Source organism: Betaproteobacteria bacterium (assembly GCA_016720925.1).
Classification (GTDB): Bacteria; Pseudomonadota; Gammaproteobacteria; order Burkholderiales; family Usitatibacteraceae; genus UKL13-2.
In genome coordinates, this window is sequence record JADKJR010000004.1 from 121,556 (window position 1) to 141,010 (window position 19,455).

Annotated in this window: 18 protein-coding genes and 1 pseudogene; 10 read left to right on the top strand and 9 right to left on the bottom strand. The window is 58.7% G+C overall.

Annotated elements, in window-relative coordinates; all coding sequences use genetic code 11:
* Nucleotides 1–15: 15 nt before the first annotated feature.
* The 4 genes from IPP88_06835 to IPP88_06850 form a co-directional block, all read right to left on the bottom strand.
* A complete protein-coding gene (locus IPP88_06835; protein ID MBL0122447.1) occupies nt 16–2,166 on the bottom strand; it encodes a hypothetical protein in 2,151 nt (716 codons plus the stop codon).
* Between the two features lie 93 nt (nt 2,167–2,259).
* Nucleotides 2,260–2,490 carry a hypothetical protein gene (locus IPP88_06840; protein MBL0122448.1) on the bottom strand — a complete coding sequence of 77 codons (231 nt, stop codon included), beginning with the start codon at nt 2,488–2,490 and terminating at the stop codon, nt 2,260–2,262.
* Between the two features lie 163 nt (nt 2,491–2,653).
* Complete coding sequence (locus tag IPP88_06845) at nt 2,654–4,156, bottom strand: hypothetical protein (GenBank protein ID MBL0122449.1); 1,503 nt, start codon at nt 4,154–4,156, stop codon at nt 2,654–2,656.
* Nucleotides 4,157–4,193: 37 nt separating this feature from the next.
* Nucleotides 4,194–4,757 carry a hypothetical protein gene (locus tag IPP88_06850; GenBank protein ID MBL0122450.1) on the bottom strand — a complete coding sequence of 188 codons (564 nt, stop codon included), beginning with the start codon at nt 4,755–4,757 and terminating at the stop codon, nt 4,194–4,196.
* Nucleotides 4,758–5,549: 792 nt separating this feature from the next.
* On the opposite strand from IPP88_06850, the gene IPP88_06855 reads away from it, so the two are divergent.
* Nucleotides 5,550–5,888, top strand: a complete 339-nt coding sequence (locus tag IPP88_06855) for a hypothetical protein (protein MBL0122451.1) — start codon at nt 5,550–5,552, stop codon at nt 5,886–5,888.
* Nucleotides 5,889–5,943: 55 nt separating this feature from the next.
* On the opposite strand, the pseudogene IPP88_06860 reads toward IPP88_06855, so the two are convergent.
* Together IPP88_06860 and IPP88_06865 are read right to left on the bottom strand one after the other, a co-directional pair.
* A pseudogene (locus IPP88_06860) lies at nt 5,944–7,305 on the bottom strand (IS110 family transposase).
* Between the two features lie 149 nt (nt 7,306–7,454).
* The gene (locus IPP88_06865; protein ID MBL0122452.1) at nt 7,455–7,631 is read right to left on the bottom strand and encodes a hypothetical protein; all 177 of its coding nucleotides are present in this window, start codon (nt 7,629–7,631) and stop codon (nt 7,455–7,457) included.
* A 21-nt stretch (nt 7,632–7,652) separates the two neighbouring features.
* On the opposite strand from IPP88_06865, the gene IPP88_06870 reads away from it, so the two are divergent.
* The 7 genes from IPP88_06870 to IPP88_06900 all read left to right on the top strand — a co-directional run bounded on the left by IPP88_06870 (nt 7,653) and on the right by IPP88_06900 (nt 12,836).
* Nucleotides 7,653–7,940 (top strand): hypothetical protein, encoded by a 288-nt coding sequence (locus IPP88_06870; GenBank protein MBL0122453.1) that lies wholly within the window; start codon nt 7,653–7,655, stop codon nt 7,938–7,940.
* Between the two features lie 276 nt (nt 7,941–8,216).
* Nucleotides 8,217–8,708, top strand: a complete 492-nt coding sequence (locus IPP88_06875; protein ID MBL0122454.1) for a hypothetical protein — start codon at nt 8,217–8,219, stop codon at nt 8,706–8,708.
* Nucleotides 8,709–9,136: 428 nt separating this feature from the next.
* The gene (locus IPP88_06880; protein MBL0122455.1) at nt 9,137–9,631 is read left to right on the top strand and encodes a hypothetical protein; all 495 of its coding nucleotides are present in this window, start codon (nt 9,137–9,139) and stop codon (nt 9,629–9,631) included.
* 117 nt (nt 9,632–9,748) lie between these two features.
* Nucleotides 9,749–10,153, top strand: coding sequence for a glyoxalase/bleomycin resistance/extradiol dioxygenase family protein (locus IPP88_06885; protein MBL0122456.1), 405 nt, complete (start codon nt 9,749–9,751; stop codon nt 10,151–10,153).
* 158 nt (nt 10,154–10,311) lie between these two features.
* Complete coding sequence (locus tag IPP88_06890; protein ID MBL0122457.1) at nt 10,312–10,692, top strand: nuclear transport factor 2 family protein; 381 nt, start codon at nt 10,312–10,314, stop codon at nt 10,690–10,692.
* Between the two features lie 225 nt (nt 10,693–10,917).
* Nucleotides 10,918–12,153 (top strand): (Fe-S)-binding protein, encoded by a 1,236-nt coding sequence (locus tag IPP88_06895; protein ID MBL0122458.1) that lies wholly within the window; start codon nt 10,918–10,920, stop codon nt 12,151–12,153.
* A 5-nt stretch (nt 12,154–12,158) separates the two neighbouring features.
* Entirely contained in the window at nt 12,159–12,836 is a 678-nt protein-coding gene (locus tag IPP88_06900) for a nitrate reductase (protein ID MBL0122459.1), read from the top strand.
* A gap of 82 nt (nt 12,837–12,918) precedes the next feature.
* Here the strand turns inward: IPP88_06900 and IPP88_06905 are convergent, their stop codons facing one another.
* Both IPP88_06905 and IPP88_06910 read right to left on the bottom strand, forming a co-directional pair.
* The gene (locus tag IPP88_06905; protein MBL0122460.1) at nt 12,919–13,059 is read right to left on the bottom strand and encodes a hypothetical protein; all 141 of its coding nucleotides are present in this window, start codon (nt 13,057–13,059) and stop codon (nt 12,919–12,921) included.
* 436 nt (nt 13,060–13,495) lie between these two features.
* Nucleotides 13,496–14,365: an HDOD domain-containing protein gene (locus IPP88_06910; GenBank protein ID MBL0122461.1), complete on the bottom strand. Its 870-nt coding sequence runs from the start codon at nt 14,363–14,365 to the stop codon at nt 13,496–13,498.
* A gap of 197 nt (nt 14,366–14,562) precedes the next feature.
* On the opposite strand from IPP88_06910, the gene IPP88_06915 reads away from it, so the two are divergent.
* Together IPP88_06915 and IPP88_06920 are read left to right on the top strand one after the other, a co-directional pair.
* Nucleotides 14,563–16,863, top strand: a complete 2,301-nt coding sequence (locus tag IPP88_06915) for a DUF3141 domain-containing protein (protein ID MBL0122462.1) — start codon at nt 14,563–14,565, stop codon at nt 16,861–16,863.
* A 43-nt stretch (nt 16,864–16,906) separates the two neighbouring features.
* Nucleotides 16,907–18,853 (top strand): acyl CoA:acetate/3-ketoacid CoA transferase, encoded by a 1,947-nt coding sequence (locus IPP88_06920; protein MBL0122463.1) that lies wholly within the window; start codon nt 16,907–16,909, stop codon nt 18,851–18,853.
* 156 nt (nt 18,854–19,009) lie between these two features.
* Here the strand turns inward: IPP88_06920 and IPP88_06925 are convergent, their stop codons facing one another.
* Nucleotides 19,010–19,393, bottom strand: a complete 384-nt coding sequence (locus tag IPP88_06925) for a hypothetical protein (protein MBL0122464.1) — start codon at nt 19,391–19,393, stop codon at nt 19,010–19,012.
* Nucleotides 19,394–19,455 lie beyond the last annotated feature (62 nt).

Below are 19,455 nucleotides of genomic sequence, written 5' to 3' on the forward strand. Positions count from 1 at the left end.
GCAGAGTTGGATGGACTAATTCGCAAGTTCAAGCTTCATGTGCGTACGCGAAAGCAACGGCTTTTCTTCCGCTTCATGGACCGGCAGCCAGATACCGACGGCGGGCGCTTCATGTGACCAGGCCGCCGCACTGGCAAAGAGCGGTTCGGCCGGATCGAGCAAATAGCCAATGCGCTGTACTTCGTCCCAATTCTTTGATTGAGGGTGGTACTTGCGGAACCACTTCGCGTTGACGAGATAGTCGTTGGCAAATTTCTCGCGATACAGGATCTCCAGCAACCCAAGCCAGAACTCTTCCGTATGTGGCCGGCTGTAGGCGGCATATTTCAGGAGCCGTTTCGCGAACTCGGCGGCACCTTCGTCATGGACCCTGCCAGCCTGGCTCAACAAACGCTGGGGCGCATCCAGCGCCGGCTTCAGGATCGCGATGTCCTGATAGCGGCTCTCCAGATAACGCATGCGGCGGGCTCGCAAGTCATTGGCGGGAGCGCTTGTTTCTTCCTTGGGTGCCGGCGAGGCAAAATCGAGCTCCACGCCAGGATTACCGGGCGCGACCTTGAGCTGCTGGGAGGCGGTCGGCGGCAATTCGAAATGAATTTCTGGCGCGTTGGGCGCGGTGGCCGCGTTAGTATCGACTTCAGCGCTATGCCGGGCTGAAAACGCGGGCGCTTTCATCTCGACCGTTTTCGCGGTGAAATCGGCATTGGTCACGCTGCTGGCGCGTGGCGCCGCACGCGGTTTGTGCGACTCCGCCATTACTTCCGCCACGTAGTCATCGGCCTGTTGCGGCAAGATGCGGAATGTTTCCGCGCGCGCGCGCAGATGACGCCGCACGAACCAGAACGCGGCGCCGGCAAGCAGCATCGCGGCCGCAGCGATCAACAAAATCTTCGACAATGAAAGCGGCGATTCAACGGGTTTTGCGGGAGCCACGATTTTCGGGGATGGCTTCGCGGGCTCGATTACCGGGGGAACGACGGTAGCCACGGGAGCGCTGGTGACCTCGGGCGCCGGTACGGCGGGATTCGCCGTTTGGCCGTCCGGCGCGGGTGTGGGACGATTGACATTAAGCGTGCGCTCGGCAGCGCTGACGCGTGCGGCAAGGCTGACCAGCTCCTTTTCCAGCAACGTGATCCGGTGATGGCGTTCGAGCAACGCGGACGTGAGATCGTCGGTGTCGAGTATCAGTTGCCGCCGCCGCAGGTCAGCGCGCATTTCCTCGCTTGCCACCGGCAGGTTGTTCACGCTTTCGGCGTCGAGCGAAAGCCTCAGTTTTGGCCCATCCGATCGGCCTTTCTTTGCAACATCCGTTGTATCGGTGCGCGGCGCCGGCCTGTCCGCACGTTTACTTCGCGGCGCGGCGGCGGAAGGAGCGGGTTTGGCAATCGGTGCAATCCCCGGCGGAACGTTGACGGGGAGATCGGCGCGTGCAGAGGTTCGCGCCGAGCCGGACGCCGCAGATCGTTTCGTACGCGGTGGGCGCGCCTTGCCGATTCGGGAAGCGTCAAGTGCGAGCGGCGCGTCGGCTTCACCCACGACAGGCGGCAAAATAACGGCGGGCGGCGCGGTGATCGATTGCACCGTTTGGGCCAGTGACGCGTCAAGAATCAGTGCCGCATCGCTTGCGCGGCCATCGGTTCTTCCAACGCCCGCGGGTGGAGGATCCAGCAGCAGGCTGAATTCGCGGCTGCGCACCCCGTGTTGGACCTGTTCGCGGATAACAATGCCGATGGCCGGTTCGTTCACCGGCAAACGCGAGCGAATCACCAGGAAGTATTTCTTGTCCAGCCGTTCAAAACTGATCTCCGCATTTTCCAGGAACGGAATGCCGGCGTTGGTGGGCCGTGTGCCCATCGTGAAACGCGAAGGCGTGACTTCCTCGGTGGCGTCGGTTGCCTCGATGGGGATTTTTACCCACAGCGGGCTGCCAAGCAACGAAAGCACCTCGGGCATACCGAGGCGCGAATGAGTATTCTGGGCGTAACTGGCGGGTGAGCCAACGAGCGCGGCGACCAGCATCGCGATGCGCAATGCGCCGCGCGATGTTACCCGTGACGCGAAGCGCGAGTTGACAGGTGCAGGGGACGCAACCCGATGGGCGTGCGCGGGCACGGACGGGAGCGCCGTCACCGCGGATTGGTTGAATCGAAAAGGCCCGATTTGCATCACATTCTTTTGACTTGGTTAATCGATTGTTGGTTGCAATGAATCCTGATTCGGCATGTATTCATGTGGCAGAAATCACGCTTCAAAAATCAGTTAGTCGACAGAAATATTCACTAAAAACGCCGCCTGTTCGTTCCCCTGACTTGCAATAACCTCTAGCTTCGGATGGGAGGATAACAGGCCCGGCGTGCCGGTCACCTCGCGATATAACCGGCAAAACACCACCATTTTCCCGCTTTGCCGGCTTTCCATCAAGAGTGGACGTGCATTTTCCCGCTCTCGCCGAAGTAGATTTGCATTGGGTTCAGCCATCATTCCCGCCATGATCTTCGCTCCACGTGAGTATTCTCTATGAGCAATTTCACGTTTTCCGACAATCCCGTGCAAAGTCACAAAGGTTTACATGCCGGCGTGGCAGTGAGGGGGAACGGCGACGCGGAAATCGCCCGCGCATACGGGCGACAGGGGCAGGGTATGGCGCGCGCCGTTATGGCGCCAGGGTCGCGTCAAACGCGGCCATGCGCCAGCCGATGCCTTGCTGACGGACGCGCCGCAAGTACAGCTCATAAGTGCGGGCTTCCAGCGTGACTGCCAGCAGGGAATTCGCAACATAGGTCTTGTCGCTGACAATCACCGAGTCGGCGAAGCCGTCGTCGGCGGTTCCCGTGATCAGGATGCCTTCGGTCGGCTGCCACATGTTGGTGGCTTCATCCACCCGGTCCATCGCGACGAAGACAGGCGCCTTGGAAAGTACCTTTACGCCGATGAGGGTCGCAGACGGCTTCTGCAAACTCGATTTGCGGACCACCACGCCCAGCACGCACGGGCGGCCCTTTTCGAGGCGAATGGCGAGCAGGTCATCGACATGCACATGCCGGGCATCGTCCTCGACCATGTCCAGTCCCAATCCGCCTTCGCTGATGTCGATCAATTGAATGGCGTTGCGGATACCAATTTCGGTCCCGCCACCGGCGAGCGAATGCAGTTTTTCCGGCGAGAACGCCATGCGGCAAATCTCTTCAAAGCCGAAAAATACGCCCACCGGTGAATTCAATCCGATGGCCATGCGTTTGCTGCGCTGCTTGCGCGCGGCTTCGATCAACGTGAATTCACGTTCCAGGAAATCGATGACCGCGACGTGGTCTTCCATCGCCGCACCCATGCCGATGCCCCACCCGGGAAAAATCACGCCGTGATGAAATTCCCGAAGCGAGCGCGCCAACTGCCGCTGCAAGGGACGCAGGCTCAGGAACAGATGCGCGCCATCTCCCGGCGCATAGGGCGTGAGGCCGCGCTGCGGAACGTTGGTATTGACGCCCAGCGTCGGCTCACCGGCAACCGGTACCCGCGTGAGCCACAGCGCGCCCATCCATTCGATTAGCCAGGTGTCGAGGATTTCAAGGCGCTTCGGCGGCAAATTGCCGCTCGAAAAACGATCCAGCAGCAACGCGCGTACATACAGCGCCTCGACGTTGGCATCAATCTGCCGGTCTTCGATGCGCACGCTCAGCACGGTCGCATCGACGCCGAACGCGACAGCGGTGCGAAAAATTTCATGCAGCCATTCGCGCGCAGTCGTGTCAGGCCGGCTGCCCGCAGTGGTTCGCCATTTGATTGCGTGCCCGGAGAGTACGATCGCCAGCGCACAGATTGCTGCGCGCGGCTGAATATCCGGATTGTCGTCGGCGAACGTGCGCAGGACACATTCGCGCGCCAGCCGCAGCAAATGTCCATAGCGCCCCGCGATCCATGCGCAGGTCGCCTGTTCCGGCCGGGTCTTGAGAAGTCCGGTTTTGAGCAACTGTTCGCGATCCACGCGACTGACTTCATCGAAGTTGCGCAAGGTCTGCGTCAATAACTTCGCGGCCTCGGTCGGCGTGAGCCCGGCGAGGGTTTTTTCAAGCGCACGGTGCCGGGCGGTGATCTCGTCGTGCGCGGCATTCGATACGCCATATGCCGGGCCGGTCCAGGTGGAATGGAGTGTGTTCATCGGTTTGTCGCCAGCGTCATTATTCATCGTGGCGGCGCTAACGCGGCGCCAATCCGAGAATGGCCTGCGTGGCCCGCACCAGCGAGGCGTGCATCGTCCGCTGTCCCGAATCGTCGCGCCCCAGCAATGCGGAGGCGCTCCAGTCGGCCGGCGCCGCGAATGTTCCTGTTGTCACGGCGGTTCCCGGCGCGCGGGCAAAGCGCCGTGCCATCGCGTCAATCTGCGGCATCGCTGCGTCGTTCGGAAATTGAAGGGCGAAGGCCTGCACCAGTTCGCCGAATTCGGTGGCGTTGTCATCTTCGCAAGCGCGCCCAATCAGAAACAGCCATAGCGGCCGCTGCTCGGGATCCTCCTCGATGGCGAGCCGCACCAGTTCGGTCGCGGAACGCGGCAGGCCATCGTCCTGCATCTGCTGCACCCAGCGCAGAATTTCATTGGTATTGCGCAGCGACATGCGCGGTTCCGGCATCTGCAGAAAGCGCGCCGTGATGTAACGCAGGCGAACGCGCAGCACTGGCGGATCGAGCGGCCACGGCGTGCCGAAAACGCTGAGTTTGCGTGGCGGCGGACGTTGCGGGGGTTTGGTGTTGTGCGTGCCCATGCGCAATCGCTCGAATCAGGCGAGGGCGGGTGTCGCGCGGGTCAGGCGGAAAAACATGGGAGTGTTCTCCTCGTCTATTTGGGTGTGCGCCAAGCTTGAGTGCGCAAGCAAAGTGTTCCGTCAGGAATTGTAAGCTGTTTGGCGGGCGCATCGCCAAAAGACAGACACCTCAGCGAACCTGGATTCCCGCCGCAACTGTCGGAAGTCCCTGTGGGGCGCGGGAATGCCCGTTTCTGGGTTGCCACAACATCAAACACCAGCACTGGCGCGCCGTTACAGGCAAAAATGCCACAAACGCCGCGCCAGTGCTGGTGTTTGATGAACGCATCAGCGTTTCTTCACGATGCGGAATTCGGCTGCGGCGCTTGCGTTGGCAAGTGAGCGTGAATTGAGGGCGGCGAGCCGTGGCTTGCATTCGACGGTCGCCGCCATGCATCTTCCACGCCCATTTCGCGGCGCAGGTACCCGCCACCACGGTAAGCGAAGTGCATCTGGGTGGATCAACCAGGGCCTTGCCAGTTGTCACTCAAGCCCCACTTGGGCGCGAATAATTTTATCGATTGCCGTGCCAAGATTGGGTTGCTAGACTGTCCTTTTGTTAATACCGCGCAGGCGAAAAACTTCGTTAAAGTGAGTGACGGAAAAAGGGATTCTGTTATGGCTGTATATACATACAGTTTATGGGCCAAAGTCTTTGATTGCAAGCGTGTTTTCCGCATTTTTTCAGGAATGATAGGGAGCAGCGCGGAACGGTATGCAGACGCGGTGCTCCCTACATTGAGTTAGACCTCAATGTCAGATACCACGCTACTCCATTGCTCGTACTGCGGTGCCTCCCAGCACGAGGTGCGCAAAATTGTTGCGGGGCCGAGCGTCTTTATCTGCAACGATTGCGTGGGTAAAGCGCTTAGTTCTCTTGTTACTGACCAGCCCGCAACGTCTGAGAAACTAGCGACCACACAATCAAAAAGTAGTGAATTGTTTTACTGCTCCTTCTGTGGAAAGCCAGGGACCGAAGTCAAGCGCCTACTGAGCCGCAATGGTGTGTGCATCTGCAACGAGTGTCTTGTGCTTAGCCTTGACATTCTTACTGAAGGAGGGGCGTCCGAAAATGCATCAGTCCCATTTTGAGGAGTTGAGGTCTCTTAAGAAACACCTCCCAAGTGATTGATTTGTAATTCGGGTTTCATGTGGGTTGTTCGGCGGCGATGAGTTGCATACCCATTTTTTCGGCGCGCTTTGCCAGATGGTGCAGTACGCGATCGCGGTAGCGCTCCTCGTAATAGGCCTGGCCTTTGTCGGTGTACTCCTCGCCTTTGGTGAGCATCGTGTAGATCAACCGCGCGAGTTTGTGGGCGGCCGCGGCGATGGCCTTGGGTTTGTCCATGCGCGCGCACATGCGACGGTAGTACGCACCCAGCGCCGACTGGCTGGTTCGCAGCGACGCGGCGGCCATGCGCAGGGCCGGGCCGCGCGGTTGGCGCACCGCTTGGTCTTGCCACTCATCACTTTTCCGCCGGTGATCTTGGTGCCCGGGCACAAGCCCATCCAGCTGGTGGAAATTCCCGACGGCGGGAAAACGCGACATGTCCGTGCCGGTCTCGCTGATGACCGCGAGCGCGGTGGTCACATCGATGCCATCAATGCGCGTCAAGTCCACGCCGCACATCTTGAATAGCTGTGTGCGCAGATCGAACTTTGGCGCATTGCGCGCCCGACCGCGCTTCTTGCCTTTGGCTGGCTCGCCGTCATGCGTCTGTAGAAGTCGCAACTGCGCTTCGATTGCTCGGTCGCATTCGGCCAATTGCGTGCCGATGAAGTCGAACGCGTCCAGCGCCTGCTTGAGTGCGAACAAGTGTTCGGCCCGCCAGTTGCCTTCCAGACTCTTGGCGATCTCATCGACGCTGGCGTGGATGCGTGCGTTCTTCATGGCACCCAGCACCCCGGCCATCACGCTCGCGCGCCACGATGGCGCGCAGTATCTTCAGCCCCATCTCGCCCACCACGTCGGAGATGACATTGGCCAGTTGGACGTTCATTTGCGTGAGCGCCTTTTGCATATGCTGCACATCACGGGACTGGCTCTTGAGCAGCGCTCCGCGCTGACGCCACAACGCGCGCAGCACACAAACTTGCTCGGCCGGACGAAACGCACCACTGAGCAGACCGTAGGTCATCAATTGCTGCAGCCATTGGCAGTCCAGCACATCGGACTTGCGCCCCGCCACGTTCTTGACGTGACGGGCATTGACCAGCAGCACCTTGGAAACCACGCGACTCCAGCAACTCGAACAGTGGGATCAATACACGCCGGTGGATTCCATGGCGACGGTGTCGACACCACAGGCTTTAAGCCAATCAGCCAGAGCGTTGAGATCGACCGTGAAGCTGGGAAACTCGCGCACAGGTTCATCGTCCGGTCAGGCGGCACGGCCACAAAGTGGGACGCGCTGCCGATGTCGATGCCGGCGGTGTTGGGGTGCGTGATCGTCAGGGCGACCCGCGATTTGACTGTCTTGAGGTTGATGCTGCGTTTGCGTTGCGCCATCGATTGCTCCATCATTCGTTATGAAATGTGGCGCCGCATCCGGGTACGTCGTCTTGCTCACTCTCTTAAACGGGATATCGGTTCGATGGCATTACACCGCCAAGCCCATTCACCAATGTCGATGACGTGACCCATGACCACGCTAACACTCAGGCAAACTGCACCAATGCCATATCGGTCTTCCGCCGCCGCATGTCACCTTGCCACAACGACGGCACGCCGTGTTTCTTCGGCGCGATTTGCGGCTGCGGGCCGATTACATCGCTAACACGTCGCTCAAGGTCGCTCCCTTTGGTCGCTGGACGCCGCAAAAGCGCGGCGCCCATTAGCTTGATCGTTAGGGCAACATGAAATTCATTCGAAATTTGGGTTCAATTTTATTTGGGAGCTTTTTCAGCATGTCTTCTTTCGCTGCAAGTTTCAGCACTCCCGAAAATGCTATAAAAACCTTAGAAGCCGCGTATATCAAAAAAGACCTCGAAGCCGCTGTCGCGGCTAGGGATTTTTTAAATGAAGCAAAGCTTATGCTGAAAAACATTAACCCCGAGTTTGCTAATGACCCTGAAATACTAAAACAAACAACTGAGGTTTTAGAGCTATCGTTTCGTAAAGAAATGAAAGAAGCAGGATTCTGACTTTTCAAATTTCAAGTGCTCACTCGGCAAAGCGCAGAACGTTGCATCTTCATTAGTTAAACTCACGGAAACATGCACTTTTCCTGACGGAGGTACATCTATTCAAGACATCCACGTATTTAAAAGCGAGAAAGGTTGGCGTGTCATCAATGTTCCACCCAAGCCCTAACCCATCATTCAAGCGGGACTGGCTAAAGCCAGCCCCTTAATTCAAACGTTAGGTGTGGTATGACGAAGCGACGGCATTTCTACGCAACGCCAGAAGATTTACTCCCTGTGCTTGAGCAATTCGAAAGCAAGCTCGCCGTGGCTTATAGGCCGGTGGGTCTATTTGACAATACTTCAATTATCGCCTTTGCCCATGGCGGTGAATTACCTACATTGCATAGCCAAGCACCTGCAGAATCTGCGGCTAGTGGCTATTGTTACTTGGTAACCCTCGCGGATTTAACCCCTCAAATTCGGGCGGTTCCTCAACGCAGTGGAGGGTCTCTTTACGCACTAGATCAATTGGCCAACCCAGACAGCATCATCTTTCAACATGGTGGCTTCTGGAACGCGGGGGTTTTACTATACGGTTGCGTTTCTACAGTGTCTGATTCGCCAGGAGCATTGAAACTTCAGCGTGCCTTATCTTCTGCAATTGAAAAGTACTTTACCCGTATCAAGTCTTTCTATGTGGGCACCAATGCCAAGTCTGCTATGGCATCTGGTTGCAGGCTAACCATCGGTGCAAATTCACCTAAAGAGTACGATCTCGCTCTATGAGTAAAGCACCTAACCATACGCTCAAGTTCGCTCCCTCCGGTCGCTGGGACGCGCCTTCGGCGCGCCCCTTAGCTGCACGTTGGGCATCAAGATGAGTCGCTGGAATTGGCTTAAAGACAGACCGCAGCGCCTTCAGTCAGGAGCGCTGTCAGAGCTTCTTCAAGACATCGCGTATTGCAAGCAGCGTGAGCAACTAGCGGAGTTGAAACGCCATGTCAAAACATGGCGCGCTCGTCGAGAAGAGGCAGAAGTTGCCGTTGTCGAGCGTTTCGGTGAAGAGGCCCTATCAACTAAAAGTGGAAATGCTCATGGATAGGGCGCGTTCGTTTATGCCCAACATTTCGTTCAAGCCGTTCGCTTCGCTCACTGGGACCGCGCAAAAGCGCGCGGCCCCTTACCTCAGCCGTTAGAGCTCAGAGATGACTAGCATGCGCACACTAGTTGCACCACTGCTTGTTGCATTCCTCGTGTCATGTACTTCGGATGACCAGCCGACCACATTTCCTATACCAACGGGAGCCACGGACATAACTCAAACAACCCTTTTACCGGGGCGGGCGTACCAAACTGATTTCATCCTGCACGCCACTTATCCCTCCGCTGTAGCCTTCGAGCATTATTCGCGGGTGATTGGACAGCCTTGGCGCTATTGCACCTGGGGAGGCAAGGAATGGCAGTCTTTCAAGGACTTTACCGGCGGACAAAAACGCACCATCCATCAGCAGCTTCACATGTGGGTAAATCCAAAGGCGAAGCGCACCCTGGCTCTTGCGCTTCGCTATTCTTCGGAGACGACGGTCGGAGGCGCGCCTGAAAGTGATTCGCAATCGGTCGTTTTGATCGAACATATGTCGACAGATGTAAAGGAAGCCATCGACACCATGAAGTTAAACTGCCCGCCGGACGTCTATGCAGCCCTCTAACTCATAGCTCAAGGTCGCTCCCTTTGGTCGCTGGACGCCGCAAAAGCGCTGCGCCTTTTACCTTGGTCGCTAGGCCGCAATCCAATCGTCGCAACTACCAGTTCAAAGGAGATTGGCATGATCAACCAGATTTTCCTCACCCTTCCGGTCGCTGATCTCCAGAGGTCGGTTAGCTTTTTCCAGGCGCTTGGATTTATTCACAACCCACAGTTCAGCGACGACACGGCTGCGTGCATCGTCATTAATGATGCAATTTCTGTCATGCTGGGTACCCATGCCAAGTTCCGTGAGTTCACGCCCAAAGCTGTCTGCGATACCAGTCAGGCCGTCGAAGTCTTGATATCTCTCAGCTGTGAGAGCCGTGAACAGGTAGATGAATTGGTCGCCAAAGCCCTTGCGGCTGGTGGTTCAACCTACGATAAGCCCGAGGATTTCGGGTTCATGTACACACACAGCTTCGTCGACCCGGATGGTCATGGGTGGGGGCTGCTCCACATGGTTTCCCAGCCTGCACCACAGTGATTTGCATCAACCAAGCATGGGTATCTTGCGGCCTAACGGATGCAACGCGCGTGGTCGTTCGCCCACTCGGCGCTCAAATGACATGCTCGCTTCGGTTGCACGTCGCCCCGACAGCAGTGCGCATCCTGCATCAATCCATAACCTGAAGACAACATTCCATGCCAAGCAAGAAAATCGTTGACGCCTTCATCGCCACCGTGGTCAGCGGCAAACACGTCGAAGCTATTGAGCGCTTCTACGCGCCGCACGCAACGATGCAGGAAAACCTGAATCCACCGCGTCGAGGATTGGAAGATCTCGTCGCGAATGAGCGTGCCGCCCTGGCGCGCCAGAAGGAAATCGCCACGCGACCGGTGGATTTTTATGCCATCGACGGCGACCGCGTCGTCATTCACTGGATCTTTGATTTCACGACCCTCGATGGCAGAAGATTTGCGCTGGACGAAATCAGCTTGCAGCGGTGGGAAAACGACAAGATCGTGGCGGAGCGCTTCTACTACGATCCGGCGCAGTTTCGGGTGGCCGACCCAGTATCGTAGTGAGTGGTAGTGGGTTGGGCTCAAAAATGACGGGGCTTCCGAGTCGAGCGTCGCTTTTGCCGCCCGGTTGATACACGTCAACACGCGCCGCACCGGCAGGTCGAGAATCAGGCTATGGTTAACTCTGCCCCCTCGTCAACCGCTGTTGAGCAACGCGCCCGCGCGGTCGTCGCGTCGGTGGCGGCGCCCGATGCGCGCAAGGCCGTCAATGAGTTCCTTGCCCAGATGGGCCGAGACGTGTCGGCCCAGCTCGATGCCTGCGTACGCTGTGGCCAATGCGCCGATGCCTGCCACTTCTATCTTGTCACGCGCGATCCGCGCTATACGCCGGTGTACAAGCTGCGCCCGCTGCTCCGCGCTTTCCAGCGTGAGCGTGCGCCGTTTTCCACGATAAAGCGGTGGCTGGGCCTGGCGCCATCCGAAGTCACGGCAGCGGAGCTCATGGAGTGGTCGGAATTGATGTACGACGGCTGCAACATGTGCGGGCGGTGCACGTTGGCTTGTCCGATGGGGCTCGATATCGCGGGCCTCGTGCGCCGCGCGCGCGAAGGGATGTCGGCGGGCGGCTTTGCACCGGCGGATCACTACAAGGCGGCAGGGCGGGCGCTCGATAGCGGCAGCCCGATCGGCGTGGCCTGGCCGGCGCTGAGGCGCCATATCGAAATTCAGGAAACGGAAACGGGGCTGAAGATCCCGGTGGATGTCGAGGGCGCGGATTACCTGGTCATTCTTTCGTCGATCGAGATCATTGCCTTTCCGGAAACGATCGGCGCACTGGCGCGAATCTTCAAGCAGGCGAAAGTTTCCTGGACCATTCCCAGCGTCGGGTTCGAGGCGACGAATATCGGTGTGCAAATCGGTTCGCGCGATATCGCCGCGACGCTGGTTGCGCGCGTCGTCGATGTCGCGGAGCGACTGAAGGTGAAATACGTCATCAGCCCGGAGTGCGGCCACGCCTATTCGGCGCTGCGCTGGGAGGGGCCGAATCTGCTTGGCCGGCCCTTTGCGTTCAAAGTGATACAGATAGCCGAGCTTCTCGATCAACTGGTTCGCGAGGGCCGGCTGCGTACGCGCGGCAAGGACACCCGGCACCTTACTTTCCACGACCCATGCCAGCTGGTGCGCCGTGGCGGAATCACCGAAGCGCCGCGCCGGTTGCTGGATGGCGTGAGCGAACACAATGTCGAGATGCCTTCCGCGGGCGACGCCAATTTTTGTTGCGGCGGAGGGGGCGGCGTGAGCGCAATCCACCGCGCCGAGAAACTGCGGTTTGCCGTGTTCGAACTGAAGAAGCAGCAAGTTGCCGCGACCGGTGCCGAGGCGCTGGTCACGGCATGCGCCAACTGCCGCAATGTCCTCGAGGAAGCCATCGAGGCCCACAACATGACGCTTCCGGTGCTCGGCCTGACCGAGCTGGTCGCACAGTACCTTGAACCTGATCCGGATGTGCCTTCGCCATGACGGCCATGAACCTGCTTGAGTTCGCGCGTGGGCCGGCGCTGTGGTTTTCCCTTCTGGTGCTGTTCGCCGGCAGCGCGTGGCGCATCATCACCATTTTCCGGTTTGGGACAAAGACGGACCTTTCCGAGCCGCGCAGCACAAAGTGGTTCGCCGGCGCGATGCATGGCATCTTTTCACGGATGATCCAGCGGAAAGAATTCCGGCGCTGGGGCAAATTAGGCGCGTTGAACGGCTACCTGTATCACATCGGTCTCGCGGTCATCGTGTTTGGCTTTCTGCCGCACATACTTTTCGTTGAGCGCCTCACCGGCTTCGCGTGGCCTTCGCTGCCGGGACCCGTGATCTATGTTGCTGTCGGCCCCGCCATCATTGGCTTGCTGGTGGTGATGTTTGAGCGGCTGACCGACCCGGTATTGCGATTGCTGTCGGGATTCGATGATTACTTCAGCTGGTTCGTGGTGTTCCTGCCACTGGTTACCGGCATGGGGGCGGTGACCGGCTGGGCCACTCAGGTGTCGGCAGGTGGCGCGCCCCTGTATCCACTGCCGATCGCCATCCATCTGCTTAGCGTCGAATTGCTGTTCCTGTGGCTGCCGTTCGGCAAACTGTCACATTCGTTCATGGTCTTCATCTCGCGCGGGATCACCGGTGCGGCGTTGGGACGAAAGGGCGCGGCGTTGTGACGTGCGGTGAGCCGCTGAAAATTTCCGGTAGAAACCGCTTGCGCACGCTGACCCTGGCAAATATTTCCAAGATCCCGTTTTTCTAAAGCGAGATCAATTCACTCCACGTATCGATGGATCGCGGCTTCGGCGGCTGCAGCGCGCGATAGTAGTTCTGAATCGCAAACATTTCGCTCAGCACGGCTGTCGAAAAACCGCTGCGATTGCCGCGGCTGTCAAACAAGAGGCTATCCAGATAGCCGTCAAGCGACCGCGCGTCCCAATGTTCGGTGATTTTTCGACGATATGCGGGAACGCCTGCTCCAACTGGTGTGGGTAAAGCTTTGGCGTGTTTAGCTGCGCGGCCAACTTGTTGTTCATCGTTTGCCTCCACTCGTGGACTTGAAAGATACCCGAAAGGGTTTCGATCGGAGTTTACGGCGAGCTTGGTACTTGCGATACAGCGGCGAATACTATTTGGTTTGGCCGACAGTGCGAGAGCCGTTCGAAATCCGGGCAAAAGGGAAACCGCCGTACCTGAAGCCGAAACGCTAGCACTGGCGCACCTTTCAGGACATAAAGACGTGGAAAGCCGCACCAGTGCTTGACTTTATGAATAAATTCGCGCAAACGCATTTGCGACCGCAGCCGCACGGCTCCAACCCAACACCCAACCCGACTCAGTCGAGCATAGCATCCAGCCCCTCGGCCAATTCCGAGAGTGGCGGCATGATGGGCATGCTTGGCGTTAGCGCGGACGAAGATTGCGCCGCCAGTGCGGGCACCCAGGCCGGCGCGAGGCCCAGCCGCTTGCCGACCTCGGCGGGATAACTCGCGGCCAGCGCATCGTCGGTCATTGCAAGGACCTCGGCGCGCGCGCGCCATGCACCCAAATGCACGCAGGCCGCGGCCTCGGTGAACTCCTCCGCAGCCAGCGGAGCAGACATATCCCGTAGCGACAAAATAATCGGCGCCGGGAAGTTCCATATCTTCGCCAGTTCGGCCGCGACGTCGCCATGGTGGAAACCAAGTGTCTGTTTTTCCAGTTCGGCACGGCCGGCATCGAGCACATGCATTTTCTTGTCGAGGGGAGCCATCGCCGCCGGCATCCCGGCGTGCATCTGCAATTGGCCAATACCATGCATCAGCCCCACCGTAAATGCCTGGTCGGCATTGGTGCCCGCCGTTTCGGCCAGCCAGCGTGACGCGCAGGCAGTGTAGAGGTTGTAGCGCCAGAACTGCTTCAGATCCATGCCGGGAGTATTGCGAAACGCCGCCACCATGCCGTTACCAACGACCAGGTTTCTTACCATCACGAACCCGAGCATGCGTATTGCGTCGTCAACTGTGCCGATAGATCGCGATACATGGAAATAGGCGGAGTTGGCCAGCCGCAACAGCTTGGCGCTCAATGCCGGATCGGCGGTCAACTGGCGCGCGATTTCATCGATCGAAACGTCTTCATTGCTGAAGCTTTCGATCACCTGCTGCGCGACCTTGGGGATCGTCGGCAGTTTGTTGGGCTGGTCCAGCAGGCTTTTGAGTTCCATGTCTTCGCTTACCTTCATTTTTTGTTGTTTTTGTCGATATAGATTGTGACTGCATTTGATTATGGCAGATTCCATATTGTTCAAAAGGGCGTTGCGCGGGACGCGGCGTCGATCTCGTGGGCGCGAACTGCCTTCGCCGCTGCGTGGATGCTTAAATTGATTGCAGTTCCTGAAGTCTCATTCTAAGGAGTGCCGTCATGGCAATGCGTCGCAAACCGGGTCCAAAAAAAGCAACAACATCTTCCGCGGCAATGGCGCACTCCGATAGCGATGCCAACGCCTACTTTGTCGATGCCAAACAACGCACGTTCCTGTTCTGGGAAACGTTGCTCGATCGGGGCAACAACTACGTTGAACATCTCGACAAGGGCACGCCGCCGCTGCTGAAGTTCGAACATGAATTGGTGCTGGACGGGCACGATATGCCCAACCCCTGCAATTACGCGCTGCTGCGACTATTGCCGCCGGCGAGCATGCCGGTGAATTTGCAGGCGCGGCCGGTGGTGGTGGTTGATCCACGTGCCGGGCACGGGCCAGGTATCGGCGGCTTCAAGTTTGATTCCGAGGTGGGCATGGCCATGCATGCGGGCCATACGGTCTACTTCGTTACCTTTCGCCCGCAACCGGAAGAAGGGCAAAGCCTGTTTACGGTGATGGACGCGGAAGCCCGCTTCATTGAGGAAGTCATCGCCCGCCACCCGCAATGCCGGGCACGGCCAGTCGTCATCGGTAATTGCCAGGCGGGCTGGGCGATGATGGCCTTGAACGCCGTGCGGCCCGAACTGTTCGGCCCGCTGATGGTGATGGGGGCGCCCTTGTCATACTGGGCTGGCAGCTCGACGCTGAATCCGATGCGATACGCCGGCGCCATGCTGGGCGGGTCGTGGCTATCGTCATTGACCGCGGATATGGGGGCGGACCGTTTCGATGGTGCGCACCTCGTCGATAATTTCGAGCGCCTCAATCCGGCTAACACCATGTGGAGCAAGTATTACAACTTGTGGTCGAACGTCGATACCGAATCGGGGCGGTTCCTGGAATTCGAGCGTTGGTGGGGCGGCTTTTTTCGCATGACCGGCAGCGAGATCGAGGCCATCGTCGAAAACCTGTTTGTCGGCAATCGTCTGGCGCGCGGCACGATGAAGGCCGGCGAACGCGCAATTGACTTGCGCAATATCACCGCGCCCATCGTGGTGTTTGCCTCCTGGGGCGATAACATCACGCCGCCGCCGCAAGCGCTCAACTGGATCATCGATACCTGGGGTGATGAACGCGCCATTGCCGCGGCAGGGCGCACCATCATCTATGTGCTGCACGAGAGCGTGGGCCACCTCGGCATTTTTGTCGGTGGCGACGTCGCACGCAAGGAACATGACCAGCTCGTTACCTCGCTGGACGTCATCGAGAGCCTGCCGCCCGGCCTGTATGAAATGAAGCTGGTGGCCAAGGCCGGGATGGAGCATCAGCGCTGGGAGCAACTGGAGCCGGGCGACTACACCGTGCACTACGAGCATCGCACCATGGACGACATTCGCGCGCTCAACCCGGAGGGCCGCGACGAGGAGGCAATGTTTTCCACCATCAGCAAAGTTTCCGATTTCAACGCAACGATGTACAAGACGTGGTTCCGACCGTGGGTGCGCATGCTCGCGACGCGGCCGATCGCGGACGCCATGGGCAAGCTGCATCCGCTGCGAATGCAGCGGCAGTTATTCTCGGACAAATTCGCGCTGGCGCCGGTTATTCGCGAGCAGGCGAAACAGGCCCGCGCCAGTCGGGTCAAGGTCAAGGAAGATCATCCGTTGCGTCAACTGGAAAAACTGATGTCGGAACAGATTACCCACAGCCTCAATCAATTCCGCGACAGGCGCAATGACCAGACCGTGACCTTGACACGCCAGATGTACGGCCCGCAGGGACTGGGTGCGTGGTTCAAGCCCGATGGAACGGACGCCGATATCGCGCACGCCCGCGCGCAAAAGGAACTTGAACGCGCGCGAGAATCGGTCATGGCGCACATTGACGAAGGCGGCTTTGCCGAAGCTGTCTGCCGGATCGTGCTTGCCGGGATGGTGTCGATCGGCGCATTCGAGAGACGAAGTTTTCGCCTCGCACGCCTCCTCGCGCACCTGCCCGCCAACGCGATCAGCGAAGGCACGGGTCAAACCGATTGGGTGCGGCTGCTAAAGGAACAGGCGCGCATTACTGCCGTCGCGCCGGTGGAGGCGCTCAATGCGCTTGCGCAAATGCTGCCAGATACCAGCAGCCGCGAGCACGCGCTGGCCGTGTCGGCGGCGGTAATGATGATTGAACCGACGCTGGCGCATCCGCGTTCGGAAATCATCGAGTTCCTGATCGATACGCTGGGTGTGAATCCGCAACGCGTCATCGCAATGGCGCGTAAGCTGACTGAAGCGCTGGAACAACCATTGGCGTCCGTGGCAAAGAAGACACCTGTCGCTGTCAAACACAAGGTCCGCACGCGCGCTGCCGCATGATTACGCCCCGCGCAATGTTTTTCAAATCATGTAAGGACGATTCATGAGAAAGAAGGTTGTTTCGGCTGCCGAGGCGATTGCCATCCTCCGGGACGGTGACACCCTGTGCTGCTCCGGGTTCGGCAGCAATGGCGTGCCGGTTGAGCTGATCCTGGCACTCGAAAAACGCTTTCTGGAAACCGGGGCGCCGACGAACCTGACGCTGCTGTTTGGGGGCGGCCCCGGCGACGGCGCCACGGGCGGCGTCAATCATCTCGGGCACGAGGGCATGCTCAAGCGCGTGATCGGCGGGCACTTTGGACTGGTCCCGCAGATCGGCAAGCTGGCGATGGCGAGCAAGATCGAGGCGTACAACCTGCCGCTGGGCGTGATTTCGCACTTGTACCGCGATATCGCCTGCGGACTGCCGGGCACCGCGTCCAAAGTGGGGCTGGGCACATTTGTCGACCCGCGCCTTGAAGGTGGCAAGATCGGCAGCAAGACCCACGAGGATCTGGTCGAAGTGGTTCAACTTGGCGGCAAGGAACTGCTCTACTACAAGACCTTCCCGATTTCGGTGGCGTTCATTCGTGGCACAACCGCTGACCCGGAAGGCAACATTACGATGGAGCGTGAAACGCTGACGCAAGACGCGCTCGCAATTGCGACCGCGACCAAGAACAGCGGCGGCTTCGTGATCGCGCAGGTGGAGCGTATTGGCGAGCGCGGTTCGCTCAATCCGCGACGGGTGAAAGTGCCGGGAATCCTGGTTGATTGCGTGGTGGTTGCGCAGCCGGAAAATCATCCACAGAATCTCAACGGCGCGTACAACGCCGCGTTTTCCGCCGAAGTGCGGGTGCCGCTCGATGCGTTTGCGCCCATGCCACTGGATGAACGCAAAGTGATCGCGCGGCGCGCGGCCTTTGAGCTGCTGCCCAACGCGGTGGTCAATCTTGGCATCGGCATGCCGGAAGGTGTTGCAGCGGTCGCTAATGAAGAGAAAATTCTGAAGTACATGACGCTGACCGCCGAGCCCGGCGTGATCGGCGGCATGCCCGCATCCGGCGTGAATTTCGGTGCGGCGACCAATCCGGATGCGGTCATCGACATGAATCAGCAATTCGATTTCTACGATGGTGGCGGGCTTGACCTTGCATGCCTCGGGCTGGCCGAATGCGATCCGTCGGGCAGTATCAACGTCAGCCGCTTCGGGCCTAAGCTGGCGGGCGCGGGCGGCTTTATCAACATCACGCAGAACAGCCACACGGTGGTGTTCGTCGGCACCTTTACCGCCGGCGGACTGAAAATAGTCATCGAAAACGGGCGGCTGAACATCCTGCAGGAAGGGCGCGCCCGCAAGTTCGTCAACCGCATCGAGCAGGTTACGTTCAGCGGCCCGTATGCGGCCAGCAGCGGCCAGAATGTCCTGTACGTCACTGAGCGCTGCGTGTTCCGGCTGACGCCGCAGGGGCTCGAGTTGATCGAAGTGGCGCCCGGCATCGATATTGAAAAAGACATCCTCGCGCAGATGGATTTCAAGCCGATCATCAATGATCCGCAGCCGATGGACGCGCGTATCTTTCTGCCGGAACCGATGCAGCTCAAGGACGCATTGTTGTCGATCAGCCTGGTGGACCGGATGCAATATGAGCCCGCCAAGGGCACGGCCTTTTTCAACTTCGAGGGGCTGAACGTGCACAGCAGGAAGGATGTCGATGACATTGGACGTGCCGCCGACGAGCTGTGCAGGCCCATCGGCAAGAAGATCGGCGTGGTGGTCAATTACGACAATTTCCAGATCGACGAAAGCGTTGTCGATGACTACTCGGCGATGGTGAAGCGATTGAGCGACCAGTACTACACACACGTCTCGCGGTATACCACCAGTGCCTTCATGCGCATGAAGCTTGGTGAGGCGCTGGAGAAGCGAGGATTGGCGGCGCACATCTACGAGTCGCCGCAGGAGGCAATTGATTCCGCGCGTCAGTCGGATTCCGGAAAGATGGAATAGCAGTCAGGTAAACCCTGATTCAGGCGGCGTCGCAAACATAGCACCTGAAGAAGTGGTTTCTGCAGAGTTGGCTGCAGATGGCGACCATCGCTTACGTTGACCCCGCCGGTGGACAACTGGCATTCAGGGCCAGCCGTCCCCGCGGGCGGGACTTGCTTACCTCCGTGCCACTTGAACCAGCCACTGGCCGTTGTCGCAGCGTTTTGCATTCACGGGCTCCGACACGAGTGAGGACTTGTCAAGTTTGCTGCTCATGGTTTCCTTGCACGCTTCGTACGCGCTATTCGCCCAATTGCAGACAAGATCACTGCCTTCGCTGTTCAGCCGGCTTTTCCAGCAGTACATCGCGTTCGAGACCGGGTTTTGACCGGATTGCCCATTGGTGGATGTTTCGACGGACGCACAAGATGCAAGTAATCCGATAGTGACTGCGGTAATGCCTGGCAATAGCTTCATACGGGGCTCTCCGATGCAAGAGATGGTGCCGCCGGTCATTTTGTGAGTGACGGCAGCGAGGCGTTGATGATCGTTTTCGATCACCCATCTGCAATTGCCGCAAGCACCACAAAAGGTTCCCGCGCAAAACTGATCGCGAAACCATC

What these genes read in the sequence shown, in the direction of transcription:
- IPP88_06840 (MBL0122448.1), bottom strand. Translation starts at nt 2,490, where the DNA reads ATGGCGGGAATGATGGCTGAACCCAATGCAAATCTACTTCGGCGAGAG.
- IPP88_06910 (MBL0122461.1), bottom strand. Translation starts at nt 14,365, where the DNA reads ATGGAACTCAAAAGCCTGCTGGACCAGCCCAACAAACTGCCGACGATC.
- IPP88_06865 (MBL0122452.1), bottom strand. Translation starts at nt 7,631, where the DNA reads ATGGGCGCCGCGCTTTTGCGGCGTCCAGCGACCAAAGGGAGCGACCTT.
- IPP88_06885 (MBL0122456.1), top strand. Translation starts at nt 9,749, where the DNA reads ATGATCAACCAGATTTTCCTCACCCTTCCGGTCGCTGATCTCCAGAGG.
- IPP88_06880 (MBL0122455.1), top strand. Translation starts at nt 9,137, where the DNA reads ATGCGCACACTAGTTGCACCACTGCTTGTTGCATTCCTCGTGTCATGT.
- IPP88_06835 (MBL0122447.1), bottom strand. Translation starts at nt 2,166, where the DNA reads ATGCAAATCGGGCCTTTTCGATTCAACCAATCCGCGGTGACGGCGCTC.
- IPP88_06890 (MBL0122457.1), top strand. Translation starts at nt 10,312, where the DNA reads ATGCCAAGCAAGAAAATCGTTGACGCCTTCATCGCCACCGTGGTCAGC.
- IPP88_06920 (MBL0122463.1), top strand. Translation starts at nt 16,907, where the DNA reads ATGAGAAAGAAGGTTGTTTCGGCTGCCGAGGCGATTGCCATCCTCCGG.
- IPP88_06915 (MBL0122462.1), top strand. Translation starts at nt 14,563, where the DNA reads ATGGCAATGCGTCGCAAACCGGGTCCAAAAAAAGCAACAACATCTTCC.
- IPP88_06850 (MBL0122450.1), bottom strand. Translation starts at nt 4,757, where the DNA reads ATGGGCACGCACAACACCAAACCCCCGCAACGTCCGCCGCCACGCAAA.
- IPP88_06900 (MBL0122459.1), top strand. Translation starts at nt 12,159, where the DNA reads ATGAACCTGCTTGAGTTCGCGCGTGGGCCGGCGCTGTGGTTTTCCCTT.
- IPP88_06870 (MBL0122453.1), top strand. Translation starts at nt 7,653, where the DNA reads ATGAAATTCATTCGAAATTTGGGTTCAATTTTATTTGGGAGCTTTTTC.
- IPP88_06845 (MBL0122449.1), bottom strand. Translation starts at nt 4,156, where the DNA reads ATGAACACACTCCATTCCACCTGGACCGGCCCGGCATATGGCGTATCG.
- IPP88_06895 (MBL0122458.1), top strand. Translation starts at nt 10,918, where the DNA reads ATGGGCCGAGACGTGTCGGCCCAGCTCGATGCCTGCGTACGCTGTGGC.
- IPP88_06855 (MBL0122451.1), top strand. Translation starts at nt 5,550, where the DNA reads ATGTCAGATACCACGCTACTCCATTGCTCGTACTGCGGTGCCTCCCAG.